Origin of the sequence: Paenalcaligenes suwonensis (assembly GCF_011290505.1) — a bacterium.
GTDB classification, from domain to species: Bacteria; Pseudomonadota; Gammaproteobacteria; order Burkholderiales; family Burkholderiaceae_B; genus Paenalcaligenes; species Paenalcaligenes suwonensis.
Window position 1 is genome coordinate 224,522 of record NZ_JAANPV010000004.1, and the last position, 13,300, is coordinate 237,821.

At 45.7% G+C, this 13,300-nt stretch carries 9 protein-coding genes and 1 pseudogene; 4 read left to right on the forward strand and 6 right to left on the reverse strand.

Features of this window, described 5'->3' with window-relative positions:
• Positions 1-133: 133 nt before the first annotated feature.
• The 4 genes and pseudogenes from GY634_RS08125 to GY634_RS08145 all read left to right on the forward strand — a co-directional run.
• A complete protein-coding gene (locus tag GY634_RS08125; RefSeq protein ID WP_166408041.1) occupies positions 134-1,408 on the forward strand; it encodes an erythromycin esterase family protein in 1,275 nt (424 codons plus the stop codon).
• A gap of 136 nt (positions 1,409-1,544) precedes the next feature.
• Entirely contained in the window at positions 1,545-2,042 is a 498-nt protein-coding gene (locus tag GY634_RS08130) for a hypothetical protein (RefSeq protein ID WP_001444089.1), read from the forward strand.
• Between the two features lie 841 nt (positions 2,043-2,883).
• Positions 2,884-3,261: a hypothetical protein gene (locus GY634_RS08140; protein ID WP_001271300.1), complete on the forward strand. Its 378-nt coding sequence runs from the start codon at positions 2,884-2,886 to the stop codon at positions 3,259-3,261.
• Between the two features lie 22 nt (positions 3,262-3,283).
• Positions 3,284-3,436, forward strand: a pseudogene (locus GY634_RS08145) (IS256 family transposase); the annotation flags it as partial.
• Between the two features lie 55 nt (positions 3,437-3,491).
• On the opposite strand, the gene GY634_RS08150 reads toward GY634_RS08145, so the two are convergent.
• From GY634_RS08150 to glmS, 6 genes are all read right to left on the reverse strand, one after another.
• A complete protein-coding gene (locus GY634_RS08150; RefSeq protein ID WP_001158042.1) occupies positions 3,492-5,000 on the reverse strand; it encodes a Tn7-like element transposition protein TnsE in 1,509 nt (502 codons plus the stop codon).
• A 108-nt stretch (positions 5,001-5,108) separates the two neighbouring features.
• Positions 5,109-6,635 (reverse strand): TnsD family Tn7-like transposition protein, encoded by a 1,527-nt coding sequence (locus GY634_RS08155; RefSeq protein WP_001243518.1) that lies wholly within the window; start codon positions 6,633-6,635, stop codon positions 5,109-5,111.
• A gap of 2 nt (positions 6,636-6,637) precedes the next feature.
• Complete coding sequence (locus tag GY634_RS08160) at positions 6,638-8,305, reverse strand: AAA family ATPase (RefSeq protein ID WP_166408042.1); 1,668 nt, start codon at positions 8,303-8,305, stop codon at positions 6,638-6,640.
• Entirely contained in the window at positions 8,302-10,410 is a 2,109-nt protein-coding gene (locus tag GY634_RS08165; RefSeq protein WP_166408043.1) for an integrase catalytic domain-containing protein, read from the reverse strand. Before GY634_RS08165 ends, GY634_RS08160 begins: the two co-directional genes overlap by 4 nt.
• Positions 10,394-11,218: a TnsA endonuclease N-terminal domain-containing protein gene (locus GY634_RS08170; RefSeq protein ID WP_166408044.1), complete on the reverse strand. Its 825-nt coding sequence runs from the start codon at positions 11,216-11,218 to the stop codon at positions 10,394-10,396. Before GY634_RS08170 ends, GY634_RS08165 begins: the two co-directional genes overlap by 17 nt.
• A gap of 159 nt (positions 11,219-11,377) precedes the next feature.
• The gene (gene glmS / locus GY634_RS08175; protein ID WP_166408045.1) at positions 11,378-13,207 is read right to left on the reverse strand and encodes a glutamine--fructose-6-phosphate transaminase (isomerizing); all 1,830 of its coding nucleotides are present in this window, start codon (positions 13,205-13,207) and stop codon (positions 11,378-11,380) included.
• Between the last annotated feature and the right edge of the window lie 93 nt (positions 13,208-13,300).

Here is a 13,300-nt window from a genome sequence, read left to right on the forward strand (position 1 = left end):
CATAACAAATCGTTGGAGAGGGACTTTTGCTACGCAGGCTGCGCCTGCTCCGCAAAAGCCCCTCAACTCAAGCGTTAGGCTGCGGCGCGCGGCTTGGTGGAAGCCGTGATAAAATCAACAGCAGAATTTGATTATGAATACGAATCTCGACTATCAAGCATTGACTGACTGGATGAAAGTTAATGCCGCACCGATAAACACATTAACTCCCTCGGATTCGGTCGAAGATTTGGAACCAATTCGGGAAATAATTGGCGACGCGCGCGTTGTGGCTCTTGGCGAAAACTCACACTTTATCAGTGAATTTGGATTATTGCGCCATAGGATCATCCGTTTTCTCATTGAACATTGTGGATTCACGGCTCATGCACTGGAGTTTGGTTTCAGTGACGGATTCATAATTGATGATTGGTTGCAAGGACGACTAAATGAAGCTCATCTCAAACAACTGATTTTTCATTATTTAATCACTCCCGAAATCCTCCAGACGCTACGTTGGATAAAGAACTATAACCTCCAGTCCCAAACGCCGGTGCAATTCATGGGTGTTGACATCCCCTGTGCCGGAGGCTCCTTGTTACCCGCACTTTCACCAATAAAGGAGTACTTAAGAACAGCAGATGCCGACACGTTGTCTCTGATAAAAGAAGCCTGTTTGATTGCCATAAAGTTTGAGGGGACATCAATGGCACAAGCGGCTCCACTTTATGGAAGCTTATCAGAGGAAGAGAGAAATATCCTAACGTGTTATTTAACCCGAATTAATCATCGTCTCCATGCTCTTGCACCAGAGCATATCGAGCGTTTTGGTCAGCAGAAATTTGATGAGATGGTTCAGCACCTTAAAAGTGCCCTTTATGCTGACTACAATTTATCGGCTATGTCCGATTTCATCGCAGGCACAGGACTTTATGGCGATATGGGTGCGCGCGACTCCTACATGGCTGATTCTGTCCTATGGCACTTACAGCACATCGCGCCTGGCTCGAAAATCATCCTGGTCGCTCACAATGCTCATATCCAAAAAACTTCCGTGAATTGGCCTGGTTCGACCACATTGCCGATGGGACAACACCTTGCCCAACAATTAGGCAAAGATTATGTGGCTATTGGCCTCACTTCTTCAAAAGGCGATACAGCAGCACTTTATCCAGATGAAAATGCCACACATGGATTCCGCGTTGAAAAAACACTTCTCGACAACCCAATTCCCAATAGTATTGAGTCCGTATTTACAAATGCAGAATTGGGAACAAGCTCGATCAACCTAAAGCAGATACCGCGCGAATATGAGATGCCGACTTACACTCGCTGCGATAGCGAGTACTTAGAAATCCCGATTCAGGAATCGTTCGATGGCTTGATTCATATCCCGCATTCGCACGTCATTAAGGAAATCAATATGTGAGCGCCAGTCCCAACCGCAGCCCAACAAGGCGCTGCACCCGACCGCCTACAGCCTGCGCTCCTTCGCTCGTGCCTCGCTTCGCCGCTCCGGCTTCCGGCGGCGGGTGAGCTTGGTCGTTAGAGAGCTGGGGAAGACTATGCGCGATCTGTTGAAGGTGGTTCTAAGCCTCGTACTTGCGATGGCATCGGGGCAGGCACTTGCTGACCTGCCAATTGTTTTAGTGGATGAAGCTCGTCTTCCCTATGACTACTCCCCATCCAACTACGACATTTCTCCAAGCAACTACGACAACTCCATAAGCAATTACGACAATAGTCCATCAAATTACGACAACTCTGAGAGCAACTACGATAATAGTTCATCCAATTACGACAATAGTCGCAACGGAAATCGTAGGCTTATATATAGCGCAAATGGGTCTCGCACTTTCGCCGGCTACTACGTCATTGCCAACAATGGGACAACGAACTTCTTTTCCACATCTGGCAAAAGGATGTTCTACACCCCAAAAGGGGGGCGCGGCGTCTATGGCGGCAAAGATGGGAGCTTCTGCGGGGCATTGGTCGTCATAAATGGCCAATTTTCGCTTGCCCTGACAGATAACGGCCTGAAGATCATGTATCTAAGCAACTAGCCTGCTCTCTAATAAAATGTTAGGCCTCAACATCTAGTCGCAAGCTGAGGGGAACCACTAGTGTCATACGAACCTCCAAGAGACGGTTACACAAACGGGTACATTGTTGATGTCATGTATGACAATCGCCCAAGTAAGTATCCAGCTGTGTTCAGAACGTACGTCCGAATTCCAGACTATGTCGAACTAGATAACGCGGAGGAGCTGGCCGACGCAATCATTCGAGAGGTTGAGTTAAAGGAGGCATGGCTCACAAGGGTCTTGGGGAACTCAGCCGATCCTGACGCTTCTGTGGGCAAGTGGGACCGGCGCCTAGCGCAGTGCGGTGGTATTGATGAGATGTCAAGTGGGGTGCAGGCAACATACTTCAGTCCAAACGGTCAGCTGGTCGGCTTAGTGGCATACATTGATGCCGAATGGATGGATGAATAGCTCTGACGTTACGATTCAGGTGAGACAACCAGATGGGCATTGCGTACAAGCTCAGTTGCCACCGATGTGGCTACGAGTCTGATCTTCTTTACCTAGGCCAAGGTATGGCGATGCTTCCTGAGCAAATAGTCGGAACGTGCACATGCTGCGACAATCTAACGACGATTTCTATAAATGAAAGCTACGGAGTATGCTCACTTTGTGGGGCTAAGGATCGTGTGATATTTACAAGCTATCAGCATGAGGCAAGGCCAAGAAATCCCTGCTATCTAGAGAGAAGTTTCAAATATCAATGCCCAAGATGCCATGCCTTCAGTATGGAGCCTCCGGATCTACCGGAGATGCTTTGGGACTAATGCTCCGCTTTGCCTCGGGTATCCGTTCGACCTATGTTTAAGAGGAAACGCACGTGTCTGCCGCCAAAGCTCTTGCCTATGCACTTTGTGACAAGTTGGAAAGCAAAAAAGTTGATGAAGTCGTACGAAATCTTGTTTCTAGCGGCTGGAATATTAGGGAAGTGGCCTGGGAAGCTTCGTCCTTTGATCATGAAATGCCCTACTTTGACACGGGGCGGGACTTCGATATTGGATTTCCTGACACGCTGTCATCCAAGATTGAGTTTTTGACCGCGAATGGATCAATCGTCCAAGCACGTGCTCGCCTGCACTTCAAGCAGGCTCTAATTTTTGCCAAGGCGTCCAAACATGTCGCCGCGCTCAAGAACTCATTGGATTACTACTATGGATCGTCTGTAATCCCCCCTCAAAACCACGGAGGCTATTTGTAGAAAATTCCATTAATATGAACTCAAGGTGTTCCCTACGGACGAATCAGCGATGAAGGTGGTGTACCTGGCTATCCAGGCGGCGACCAAGAAATGGACGATGCCGATCCGCAACTGGAAGCCGGCCATGAACCGTTTTATGATCGAATTTGGTGACCGTTTAAATGGCCACCTTTAACTGACCGGCAAAAGCACTTACACAAAAGGGTTTACAGGCTCTTTCAGTCATTCCTTTAATGCGTAAATTGCTCTCTAACCACTCTCTCAGCCCACCCTTCCATATCCTCTCTCGATACTTGCAGCTCCCCCAACCCCTTTGGATGATTCACCCCTCTATGCCCGTCTTGTCCATATAATTGATCAAACAAACTATTTGGCCAATTCAATGAGCTCTTCACCACTCCACGCCGTATCTTTTCAAAATCATTCCGCCATGTTTCGCTATCAACGCCACTCAACACTTTGGTAGAAAGCATTTTCACCCCATCCGATGCATCCACCTCTAGCAATACAAATTCACTGCCATTACGTTGCACCCCAACGGCTTTAATCACTCTTGGTGAGCCATCTTTACACAGATGTAATCGGCTACGCCCAACTTTTGGCAAAACCAAGGTTTCTTCAAAAAGCACCCGACATGCAAATTTAGTTTTTAGAATTGAAAGTAGCTCATCAAAAGCAGCAAATCGATTAGCAAAAATAGAGTTGTAATTGGTTGCATCCTGCTTCCCACCCACATCTGCCGCTGCTAGGACACCACCTAAGTGTGGCTCATCAGTACTAACCAAATTACTATTTTCACTTGTTGTTGCTTCTTCTTTTTCTAAAATAGTTTGGCTACTTTTTCTTGCCCTGCGAGATTTTTCAATTCGACTAGGTCTACTAAAACTTATCCATGTCGGCTCAGCCTCTATGACTCGTGTGTCTGTGTCTATATTGGCTGTTTCCTCATCGTCCAACTGTAGATGCTCATCATCAACAACTGACTCTGTTGAAACCGCTATGTGCTGCGTACTACCATCACCTGCCTCCTTTTCCTGAAAAGAGGCATGGCTAATAGCTGTTGTGCTAGGAAGCATAGCGTTGATTTCTAAACCTACTATTTCCTCAACTAAATAATCCTTATCCTCGTTAGAAGAACGTCCTTTTACATGTAATTTCCAACCCTGCATGGGCGGAGGGTCAAAGCTAAAGCACCAGCTTTCAACGCCGTTCTTAATTTCTCTATTTTGTTGATAGTGCCTAAAAATACTTTCATACGAATCCATAACATCTTGATCCGAAAACAACCAAACCAAAAGCTGCACTACGGCCGACTGCTCTAACGCCCCTTTAGGAAACGATGAACTGGGTAAGATCCTTATCTCTAAATGATCTCGCTCAACCTCATACTGAACGTCGAACTCTTGCTGTAAAGCGGTACTGCTCAAACAGCTTCGACAGAAATAGGAGTTAATTAAAAATAATGACCGAGCTAGCTCTAACTGTGGGATGTGATAACGAGTCTTGCTATATGGTGTTTCAGCTTCGTAAATAAATGAACTCTGCGCTCCATCCTTGTTGCGTACGGAAGCAAAGGACGAGAGATTAGGAAAATCGATTATTTTGGCTCGTTGAAGATCCGATGCTTCAAACTCAATCACACGATCCGCCTTATTTATTTGCTTTGTTGTACTGTTAACCACCTTAGCTCGACTTAATAAAGGCAAATGAGTAAATCGAGTCCATTTCCGTTCTTGCATTGGATTAAACCAAACAAAAATACGCCACTCCTTATGACCCGAGTTACGGAATAAATGACCAATATGTACAACCTGCACATTGTCATTAAATGTAGCTAGCCTAACCACTCACTCTTCCCCATAAACCATTTCCAAGAATCTTTGTGCTTCCTCAGTTATCCGCTCTTTAGATAACGTTGCACTTCTTAATAATCGCCAGCGCCTAAGCTCAACATCTTCCTGTTTAAGCTTAATAAAAGCTTGGCTAATCCGTCTAATTTGATAATCTTCCACACTCTCTGAGTAACGCTTTAAGCAAAGCGCTACCAAAGGCAGTTTCTGTAGATTTTTTGCAAGAGAGGTTCCGTTAGGAGTTTGCTTTAACAGCCAGCTCGATGTCGCTCTTGGGTGATCAAGGCTACTATCTAGACGCTTTATGATTCTTAATAGTTGTCGTACAGCAATTCGATCTCTTTGGTTCCAATCAACTCTAGGGGCGGGTGCCAGACGCTCTTGTTGATGCTGTTGATTCCAGTGAACTAGCCAATCCCTGTCATGTCGGTAAAGCCAAGCGTATAGCACCCCACCCTCTAAAGACTGTCTTGCCGCCTTAATTCCTTGGTATTTATGCACTAGTTGCTGCCAGTCTTTATGCTTAACAGATAAATCTTCAGAGTTAGGTTGCACAGACTGGCTAACAGGTCTTGTCGTTATAGAGTGCTCAGTAAGAGCACTTGCCTGCTGTAGCGCTTCTATAACCGTTAGTTTTGGCAATAAGGCTTGCCACACAATACTATGCTGTAAATAACTAAAGGCTTTTCTATGCTTACGGAATATACTTTTCAGCCAACACGTGTCCTTGTTCTCTGCCAACTTTAAATCCAGTTTCTCTAGTGCCTCATCACTAAAAGTCTGCCTCACTCTCTCCGCCACCAAGTCATGACGAATGTGCTTGCTTTTGGTTAGCCCTAGATCCTGCGCTAAGCGCTGATAAAACAGCGTCCACTGCTCAAGGCTTGGGGAAAGCTCTTGCGCTCGTGGAGCATCTAACAGAGGGGCTATATAAGCAGCTAGTGCTGTTAATTGAGATAGGGAGTCTTTGGGGTAGTCTGAAAGCAGCTCAGTATGACCCAAAGCCCAAAATTGATGTCGGTGATCATCTACAGCTCTATCAAAGAAGACTAAAGCACCGTGTTTTGGACAATATGGCAAAGCGGGCAAATACCAATCTCGTTGCCAAAAGGCTTCCCCATACCTATTTAGCTGAAGAGCAACGCAATCAGGGCAGTATCTAAAGCGGTTATCGCTCTTAACTCTAGAAGCAGCGACTCCTAGCATTAAATGCACCGCACCTTGCGCTTGGTACTCCATTAACCGAATAGCTTCGTCTCGGCGCTCCTTGCCTACAAACGGAGCATATAAAGGGAATAAGGTATGCTCATAAATAAGCTGCTGAACAGCGTAACGTCCTGTTTGATGTAGATGTCTTGCTATCACACCTAAATGCGAGGGCAGACCTAAGGTAGCGACCACCTTGCGGTTGCCATACACCTCATCCAACAGCTGCTTAGGACTAACAATCCCTTGATAAACGCCTGCCCGTGCAATAGTGCTATAAATCAGCTCATTCGAGTACGGAACAGGAAAGTTTCTCATGGCTAACCTGCTTGTTTAAATAAGCTCGCCATATCCACTATTACCCCTTTCCCTTTTAACCGTTCATGCATGGTTTTTTCAGGTTGGCGTTGTGAATAGATATAACGTAAATCCGTATCAGGCAAGCTATCCCAGTCGCTGGGCTTGACTACCTTTATAGCCGAAACCTTTTTACTCTTGGAGGGCTTTTCTAGTTCTGACACTACCGTTTCGCCTTCCATCAACCACTGCAAAACAAGAGGCAGTAACTTTTGTCTTGTCATCGTTGGATTCTGGCTAAACGCTTTTTTAATAGTGGGAATTAACAGGCTTGAATCGTAATCCTCTTTCAGCATCAGATATAAATGACGCTGATCTTCGGTATCTAACTCTTGAAGGGCTTTTTCTTCTGGTGTTTGTTCTTGTATCGCTGCGATATCTAGCTGAAGTTGGATTAACCGTTTATCAATCTCGGGAACGACTAGATCAGAATAACGAGCAATGCGTTCTGGGATACCCGAGCGTAATGCCTCTAGCATGGGGTGCACAGGCTTTAACTCATCTTGATACACTTGCCGCAATAAACCAGCGGTAATACGCTCATTGCCTAAAGCTAGCGCACGGAGCTGAGCGAGTACAAAAAGTTTTACTACAATGTCCATCACTCCTTGGCTTAGCTCGTACCACACATCACGGACCTCATCCGATAACAGCGCATCTTTGCGTTGTAAAAGCTGTAATTGCCAAAGATTATCCGTAAAAGCGATCCACTCTTGATTGGGCTTTCCACGTTGCGTTTGTTGTATAGGATCCCAGAATATAGCTCCAAACCCTGCCCCTCTACGTGCAGACCGCAAATCAGCCTCAAAAATCTCTCGTGCTTTAGGGGTACCAATCAACATCACTGGTACGCCAATAATATTCACCATCGTCACAAAAAAGTTCAGCATCTCTTGAGATCCACCCGAACGAGAGCGGCTTAAATGCTGAATTTCATCAATAACCAACAACCCTAAAGCATGTGCATTGGCTATTTGCGACATCAAAGCCAACATGGTTTCTATACCATGACGTTTTAAGCCATAACGACGCTCATAGTTCGAGCCCAAGGCTCGATCCAACGCTCTGAAAAAATTCAAGCAGATTTCTTTTAGCGAACCATTATGCGAGCAGTCTATTTTCAAATACACCACCTGCTCTACATTGAGTTCACGATGGTAAATCACCTGAGGATACGTGGCTAGAATACGATGAAGAGAGGTCGTCTTCCCACTACCAGAACAACCAATTAACAATAAGCTTTGTGCCGTAGATCGTGCCTCCTCAAAGCGAAATGTCTCCAACTCTCCCGTTTGAACACGCTCATAACCATTTTGTAAATGCTTTTGTAAATCTCCTGTTTTAGGATTTCTGCCTACGTAGCCACCTCGAATCATGACCGAAATACGCTCACTTAGTAGCAAATGCGTACCTAATGGCTGAAAATAGTCATCTGGAATACGACAAATGGTATGAGCTCTGATAACACGGGGCTTTTGCAAGTCAGAGGAAGTAAGCTGTAAAGAGGATTTCAGTGATGCAGCACTATTCACTGACTCTTGTAATGGTGGTAAGGCCTCGATAAAAGGATTACCACGATAAGCCTCTACCCCCGTATCACGATAAACTGCTTGAATCCGGGTAGCACTCATGACTCATCCTTTTCTGGTGGATCCTGAAATAATTCAGGCACGTATGTGGGTAGGCTGTAATCTTCTTGATCATCCGCTTCCACTGCGTTGAAAGGAATAACTTTAGCCTCATCACCTGAAGAGCTTCGCTTCAAATGCTCCGCACGTTTTTTACGCTCTGAGGTCACGGCTTCTTTTTTATTAGTTTTAATCTGCTTAATGCGTGTTGATTTGGGCTCAGTAGTACTGGGCGTTAACTTATTCGCTTTCTGAATGGTTTGCTGAATAAACGCCTCAAGCTCCCTGCGTTTAGTTAACTCATCCTGCTTCGCATTGGCTTTATTGTGTTTTTCTTGTGCTTGTATATCCCAAACCTCCCAAAATGAGAGACCTTTAAACTGCCGACTACGTTCCGTCAGATTACAGCGCCAAAATACACGGCTGCCAACTTGCGGAAACAAATAAATCGTATCAACCAGCACTGGGTCATAAGCCGCCTCTAAATGTTGAGGTCTAGCTATATCAGTGCTCCGCTGCAACCAACCCTCACGCAGAATCTCTGACCCCGAGTAATACAAACCCCACAAATTAACGCCAAATGAAGAAATAGAGACCTTTCGGCGAGGCAGTAACGCTACTCGCAACTGCTCTTGCTCCACAGCCCTTAAACTACCTGTACGATGCTGCATACCCCATTGCCATAGCTGGACAGGAATAGACGGTAAATCTGTAGGAAAATCAGCATCTCGATCGTATTTATCCATCACCAGATGGTTATTTCTGAATAAGATCGTACGCAAAATAATTTGTGTGAACTCAAATACCGACAGAGATGCATCTAACCTATAGTCTGTTTCACCATGGCTTTTGATCCGACTGCCCTCTACAATGCCAGGTGCAAAGGACTTAAACTCGGCTTGTAGTGTTCTAAAAGTGCTTTCCACTATGCCTTTAGCATCGCCACGTCTAGGTGGAGCACTTTCCACTCGCACATTAAAACTAGAAACTAAGGCTTCGACCTGATGACTCATTAATTCGCCACGGTCCGCTAGCAACACATCTGGCAAACCTACACACGGCCAGTCTGAGCTACTAATCTCAATATCATGCTGGGCACAAATGGCCGTTTTGTCAGAGCAAGCATTTACAAAAGCCTGCATCGCCACCACATAAGACGGATTTTCAAAGCCGATATAAAAGCCCGTGATCATCCGACTAAACACATCAATCACAATGTAAAGCGTTGGTCTTCCTATGATTTTTTGACGATCATGATGATCCACTAAATAAATATCAGCAATCGTGGCATCAATCTCATAACGACTCCCAGGGCCTAACGCCTGAGAAGTGGCTGTACTACTTAAGGGTCGTACGTCTTTTTTATATACCCCTGCTTTAACTCTGGACTTTAACCGCTGAGCTTTAGGGTATTCTCGATCATAAAAATAACGAAACTGACGTAGTGTTGGGTAATCCTCTTGGGGAATGCGAGGAAAATACTGAGCAAACAAATCTACAAATCGTCTATAGGCAACGGTGGTCTTTGTGCCTTTTTGATTTAATAGATGCTTTTCTATGGTTAATCTAAAAAGACGTTCAATCTCAGGCGTTACCTTGATTCCTTCACCCTTACCATATTCTCTGGCTCGGCCAATTTTTGCTGTTCCTGTCGCTGAGCGTCTTCCCCCTGGTGCACCGCTGTTTTTGTAGTCGGGAATTAATGCATTAGGCGTTTGACCACGCTGCCAGTAACGGCGCAAAATTTTATAAATGTTTGGTTTAGAGGCTTGGTGCTTATTAGCGACCTGCTCGATAAGAATGCCCCTACCTCTAGAATCAAAGCGGACTGGGCTATTAATGATAGGAAGGATTCGTTGATAAGTCTCCTCTCGCTTTACAAACTCAACGGAGCCAAAGACTGGTTCCTTTAAATCTATATCAGCAAAAGGATCTTCTGCTCTCGAAAGCCTACCCTCCTCAAGATATTGAGCTAGCATTAGCTCTGGTAGTGTTTGGGGCACACCTTTTTCTTGTTCAATTTGGATCCACACCACTGAACCGTTATCTACAGATAAGATGCGATGCAATACACCATCAAAGCGCACAACCTCATTGATTTGCCACATAGAATGCCTCTTCCAGATTTACGGCCTGGGTAATATAAAACTCTGAACAAGTACTCAATCTAAACGGCTTATAAATATTGAACTTAATAAAACCATTAGCGGCTAATGCTCTCATCTCACTCAATGTTTTACCTAGCTCCAAACCATAAGCAATATCAACCTGCTTACAGACATTGATAATATTTTCATCTCCTTTTTCTTGCAGGATATGAGCCAATGTTGGCAGTTGTGCTAAAAGCTCCGCAGAAACCCCTTCTGTTTTCACTGAATAAAGCCATTCAATATTTTCTTTTACAACGGGATTTATTTCTTTATCTGTAAAAATGAACCAAGGAATTTGTTTTTGCTGCCAATAACGACGCTCTAGTTCTAATTTTTCTAGGGTGCGCTCGTCTTGTAAGGCTGCTGCAGGTTTGACTTGAATAGCAAACTGCTCAAAAGGACCATCTTTGCAGTCCACTAAAAAATCAGTAGACATAACCTGATCTGCACCACGAATAGCAGGATGCTTAATGCCACTATCTATTGCAATCTGCTTGGTGTCACTAGGTAATAAGGGAAATTGCTCACGTATATCCAACACGCTGCTCTCCCATTCAAGACTGAGAAAAACAGCAAGTTCTAAATCAGAGAGCAAATGGTGAACTCGTCCCGTTTTATGAGAGTAAATACGGTGGGAACGACCTGCTGAAGGGACTTCTTGTACTGTTATCCATGGAATATAGTCTTTACCATGCCCTTGGCCACGCCCCTCTTTAATACGACGGGCAATTTGTACTTCTGAGAATGAAGATTTTGCTTTAGCCATAATAAAAGTCCAGTATGCTTTTTCACAGCATAACTGGACCTCTAAAAGTTCTCAATTATTTTGTTAAGTTCCCATCTTTCGTGTCATAGTTCTCAACTATTTTGTCCGCTTCTCAACTTAATTGTTCGTACACAAGCACTGTCAAAAACCAGATAGTGCTTACTCCACCGTCACGCTCTTCGCCAAGTTACGCGGCTTATCCACATCTGTGCCGCGAGCGCAAGCCACATGGTACGCCAGCAACTGCAGCGTCACAGCATGCAATACTGGAGACAATAAACCGTAGTGCTCAGGCATGTGAATCACATGAATAGTGTCGCTGCTGTTGATTTGAGTATTGGCATCCGCAAACACATACAGCTCACCACCACGTGCATGTACTTCCTGCATGTTGGATTTCAGTTTTTCCAACAAGGCATCATGCGGTGCAATTGTAATCACCGGCATAGCTTGCGTAACCAAGGCCAGCGGGCCGTGTTTTAGTTCACCAGCAGGATAGCCTTCGGCATGGATGTAGCTAATTTCTTTCAGCTTCAACGCACCCTCTAGGGCGATGGGGTAATGCATACCACGCCCCAAGAACAAGGCATGCTCTTTGTTTGCAAAGCGGCTTGCCCACGCAATCACTTGAGGCTCTAAGGCCAATACAGCCGAGATCGCCACAGGCATGTGACGCAATTTACGCAGCAGATCTGCTTCTTGCTCTGCAGACAGTTGACCTTTTACTTGCGCCACCACCATTGCCAACAAGAACAGCGCTGTTAACTGTGTGGTGAAGGCTTTGGTAGAGGCCACGCCCACTTCCACACCTGCACGAGTAATGTACGCAAGCTTGCTCTCGCGCACCATCGCACTAGAGGCCACGTTACAAATAGTCAGTGTGTTTTCCATGCCTAATTTACGGGCATGCTTAAGCGCTGCTAGGGTATCGGCCGTTTCACCCGACTGTGAAATAGTCAGCACCAAGGTACGAGGGTTAGGCACGCTATCGCGGTAGCGGTACTCGCTCGCGATCTCGACACTTACAGGCACTTTGGCTAATGATTCTATCCAGTACTTAGCAGTTAAACCTGCATAAAAACTAGTACCACATGCCAAGATCAACACTTGATCAATGTTTTGGAATACTTCTTTAGCACCTGCACCAAAGAGTTCTGGGCTAACCACCTCTACCCCTTGCAAGGTGTCGCCTACGGCACGTGGCTGCTCAAAAATCTCTTTTTGCATGTAGTGGCGGTATGGGCCTAAGTCGGCTTCACCAGCATGCAAATGCACCGTATGCACTTCACGCTGGCAGGGTTCACCTTGCGCATCGTAGACTTGCACGCTGTCTAGGTGCAGGTCTACTACATCACCATCTTCCAAATAAATGATCTGGCTGGTTTCACCGGCTAATGCCAAGGCATCAGAGGCTAAGAAGTTCTCGCCTTCGCCCAAACCGGCTACCAATGGCGAGCCATTACGTGCGCCCACTAAACGGTGTGGTTCGTCTTTAGCAATCACTGCCAATGCATACGCACCGTGCAGCTGCACACACGCCGCTTTCACGGCTTGCAGCACATCCCCTTGATACAGGGAGTCGATTAAGTGCGCCACCACCTCGGTATCGGTTTGACTCTCGAATACGTAGCCTGCTTTAGTCAGCCTTTCACGCAAAGCTTCGTGGTTCTCGATAATGCCGTTGTGTACCAACGCTATACGTGTATGACCTGTATGGCCCGAGAAGTGAGGGTGGGCATTGTGTGTGGCGGGTGCACCGTGCGTGGCCCAGCGTGTATGGGCAATACCGGTTACGGCTTCCAATTGTTGGGACTGCACTTGCTCAGCCAATACAGCTACTCGCTCAGTGCTGCGCACGCGCTGTAATTCTGCACCTTGAAACACGGCAATACCGCAGGAGTCATAGCCTCGGTATTCCAAGCGCTTCAACCCTTCTAGCAATACTGGGATAACATTTCGTTGTGCTACGGCACCTACAATTCCACACATAATACTTGCCCACCTAAGGTGTAAGAGAATCCGGAAATTTTAATTTTCCTGAAGCCGGTTGTATATTTTTTTTTGGGGGACCAACCCCAAATA